3 protein-coding genes are annotated in these 3,192 nt (G+C 58.3%); 2 read left to right on the top strand and 1 reads right to left on the bottom strand.

What is annotated here, in order from left to right; translation table 11 throughout:
* Positions 1-362 (top strand): Uma2 family endonuclease (locus tag NW856_RS12150; RefSeq protein WP_414400482.1); only part of this gene is annotated, 362 nt, incomplete at its 5' end.
* A 56-nt stretch (positions 363-418) separates the two neighbouring features.
* On the opposite strand, the gene NW856_RS12145 is transcribed toward NW856_RS12150, so the two are convergent.
* A complete protein-coding gene (locus tag NW856_RS12145; protein ID WP_414331642.1) occupies positions 419-2,023 on the bottom strand; it encodes an NAD(P)H-quinone oxidoreductase subunit 4 in 1,605 nt (534 codons plus the stop codon).
* 235 nt (positions 2,024-2,258) lie between these two features.
* Here NW856_RS12145 and NW856_RS12140 point away from each other — a divergent pair, with 235 nt between their 5' ends.
* Complete coding sequence (locus NW856_RS12140; protein ID WP_414400481.1) at positions 2,259-3,137, top strand: isoaspartyl peptidase/L-asparaginase; 879 nt, start codon at positions 2,259-2,261, stop codon at positions 3,135-3,137.
* Positions 3,138-3,192: the final 55 nt, after the last annotated feature.

Genomic DNA, 3,192 nt, shown 5'->3' with positions numbered 1-3,192 from the left:
CCGATATTTCTGTGATCCCCTGGGATCGGATCCCTGTAGATGAAGATGGCACCATTCAAAATCTCATCCCCTTTTGCCCTGATTGGATGATCGAGATTCTCTCTCCCGATCAAAATCCAATGAAGCTGGTCAAAAAAATCTTGATCGGCCTGGATCACGGCTGCCAAATGGGGTGGATCGTGGCTCCCGAAGAAAGGGTTGTTTTCGCCTACCCTGCCGGGCAGCAGCCGACAGTACATGAGGATCCCCAAGAGGTGATCCCCACTCCTGCGTTTGCCCAAGGGATCCAACTGACAATCGCAACTTTGTTCGGCTGGATGCAAGTTCAAGCTGGCGAGGGCCGCAAGCCCAATAGGGGATAGAAAGGGAGTGGATCCCTTTCCGACCCTCAGTTCTCATCTCAATTCAACATTATTATTCAGTTGTTGTAGAGGGCAGGAGCTTGGGCAACCGTCTCACCAGTTTGGGGCAGTTCCTGCCGCAGCAGCGCCACCAAAGCGTTAGTGGATTGGTCGTAGAGGCTGGTCACCAGCTTGGGGTAGAGGCCAATGCCAATGATGGGGATCAACAGGCAGGCGATGATGAACACCTCGCGTGGCTCAGCATCTACCAATTCTTCGTGTTCGGTGAGCTCTTTGTTCTCCGGGCCAAAGAAAATCTGCCGCAACATCGACAGCAGGTAGATGGGGGTCAGGATCACCCCAACTGCTGCCAGGAAAACCACCACCAACCGGAAGGGGAGAGAGTAGGCATCGGTGGTGGCCATGCCGATAAACACCATGATCTCGGCCACAAAGCCGCTCATGCCGGGTAGGGCTAGCGAAGCCAGGGAGCAGGCGGTGAACATGGAGAAGATCTTGGGCATCTTCAGGCCAACGCCGCCCATTTCCTCCAGCTCCAGCGTATGGGTGCGGTCGTAGGTGGCCCCCACCAAAAAGAACAGGCTGGCCCCGATCAGCCCGTGGGAGATCATCTGCAGCATGGCGCCGCTCATGCCGATCTCCGTCAGGGATCCGATACCGATGAGCACGAAGCCCATGTGGCTGATGGAAGAGTAGGCGATCTTCCGTTTCAGGTTGCGCTGGGCAAAAGAGGTGAGGGCGGCAAAGATGATGTTCACCACCCCCAACACGATCAGCACCGGCGCAAAGTAAAGATGAGCATCCGGCAGCATGCCCGCATTCATGCGCATCAGGGCATAGCCCCCCATCTTGAGCAGGATCCCGGCCAGCAACATGTGCACCGGCGCAGTGGCCTCGCCGTGGGCATCGGGCAGCCAAGTGTGCAAGGGGAAAATGGGCAGCTTCACCCCATAGGCAATGAGGAAGGCCCCATACATCAGCAGTTGGAAGGTGAGTGGATAGGTCTTGTGGGCCAGATCCGTCATGTCAAAGCTGATGGGATCCCCGTAGAAGGCCATAGCCAGACCTGCCACCAGGATAAACAGGGAGCTGAGAGCCGTGTAGAGGATGAACTTGGTGGCCGCATAGAGGCGGTTTGCCCCACCCCAAATGGAGAGGAGCAAGTACACCGGGATCAGCTCCAATTCCCACATCAGGAAAAACAGCAACATGTCCTGCACGGCAAACACCCCGATCTGCCCGCCATACATGGCCAGCATCAAAAAGTAGAAGAGGCGAGGTTTGAGGGTGACCGGCCAAGCGGCCAAGATGGCTAGGGTAGTGATAAACGCCGTGAGCAGGATCAGGGGCATGGAGAGGCCATCAGCCCCCACCGACCAACTCAAGCCCACTTGGGGTACCCAGGTGTAGCGCTCCAGCAGTTGCAAACCTGTCTGGCCGGGATCGTAGCCGACATAGAAGCCGGCCAGCAGAATCAGCAGATCCGTGACCGCAATGAACAAAGCAAACCAGCGGATCCGCTCGGCCAACTTTTGTGCGTAGGCGCGGGTACTGGGATCCCCAGCCGGTGCTGGGATCAGGGGAATAAATAGGGCGGCCAACACAGGGTAAGCGATGACCGTGGTCAGCCAAGGAAACTCGTGCAAGCTGGGCAGCGCCATGGATGTAACCTCGCTTGTGCCATACCATCAGGGGGATCCCTGCCGGCTGCAATCCGACAGCCCTTTACCAGAATCGCCCTTGAGTATCTATGCTTAGCAAATCTACAGGATTATCTTAAGGCTCCCTCTCCCTTTGCGTTGGGATCCCTAGGATGGAGCAGATGCATGGGTGGATGTTGTACCCGAAAATCAAAATATAGTCTTCCACTGTTCTCACAAGGTAACCAATCTCATCATGCCTCAGCCCAAACTGATCATCCACGGCGGAGCCGGCAGCGCCCTGGAAGGGGAAAGCAGCCTGGAAAAAGTGAGGGGATCCCTGCGGCAGGTGGCGGAGAGCACCTACGAGCTGCTATTGGCCGGGCAGAGTGCCGAGGCGGCGGTGATGCATGCCTGCCAGTTGCTGGAGGATGATCCGCTCTACAATGCTGGGACGGGGTCGGTCTTGCAATCGGATGGGCAAATCCGCATGAGCGCCGCTCTCATGAACGGGGCCACCCAGTCTTTTAGCGGGGTGATCAACGTCAGCCGAGTTCAGCATCCCATCCTCATGGCCCAGGCTCTGCAATCAAGCCCGGATCGCGTGGTGGCCGAACAAGGGGCAGCAGAGCTGGCGCGGGAGCTGCAGTTGCCGGTCTATGACCCGGCCACTCTCAAGCGGGTTCAAGAGTGGGTGCAGTTGCGCCAAACCCATCCCCCAACTAGGGTTCTCACTGCTCTGGCCATGGGCACGGTGGGGGCGGTGGCGCTGGATCAACAGGGGCAAATCTGTGCCGGCACCTCCACCGGCGGGCGGGGGTTTGAACGGGTGGGGCGAGTAAGCGATTCGGCCACTCCAGCGGGAACCTATGCCAGTGCGGCGGCGGGGGTCAGTTGCACCGGTGTTGGGGAAGATATTTTGGATGAGAGCTTGGCGGCGCGGATTGTGATTCGAGTGGAAGATGGCCTCAGCCTGAAGGCTGCCATGGCCAAGTCTTTTCAAGAGGCCCGCCAACGTCGCCGCTCCTTTGGGGCCATTGCTCTATCGCGCTCGGGGGAGATTGCCTGGGATACCACCACCGACCTGCTGCTGGCCGCCTACCACGATGGGCAGGGGATCGGCTTGACGATCTAGGCTGCCAACCGGGCTTGCGGGATTAGCTAAGCCCCGCACTGTACCCGTAGGGTCA

The sequence above is a fragment of the Synechococcus sp. R3-13 genome (assembly GCF_047462195.1).
Classification (GTDB): domain Bacteria; phylum Cyanobacteriota; class Cyanobacteriia; order Thermostichales; family Thermostichaceae; genus Thermostichus.
This window is presented reverse-complemented; position numbering and strand designations above follow the sequence as displayed.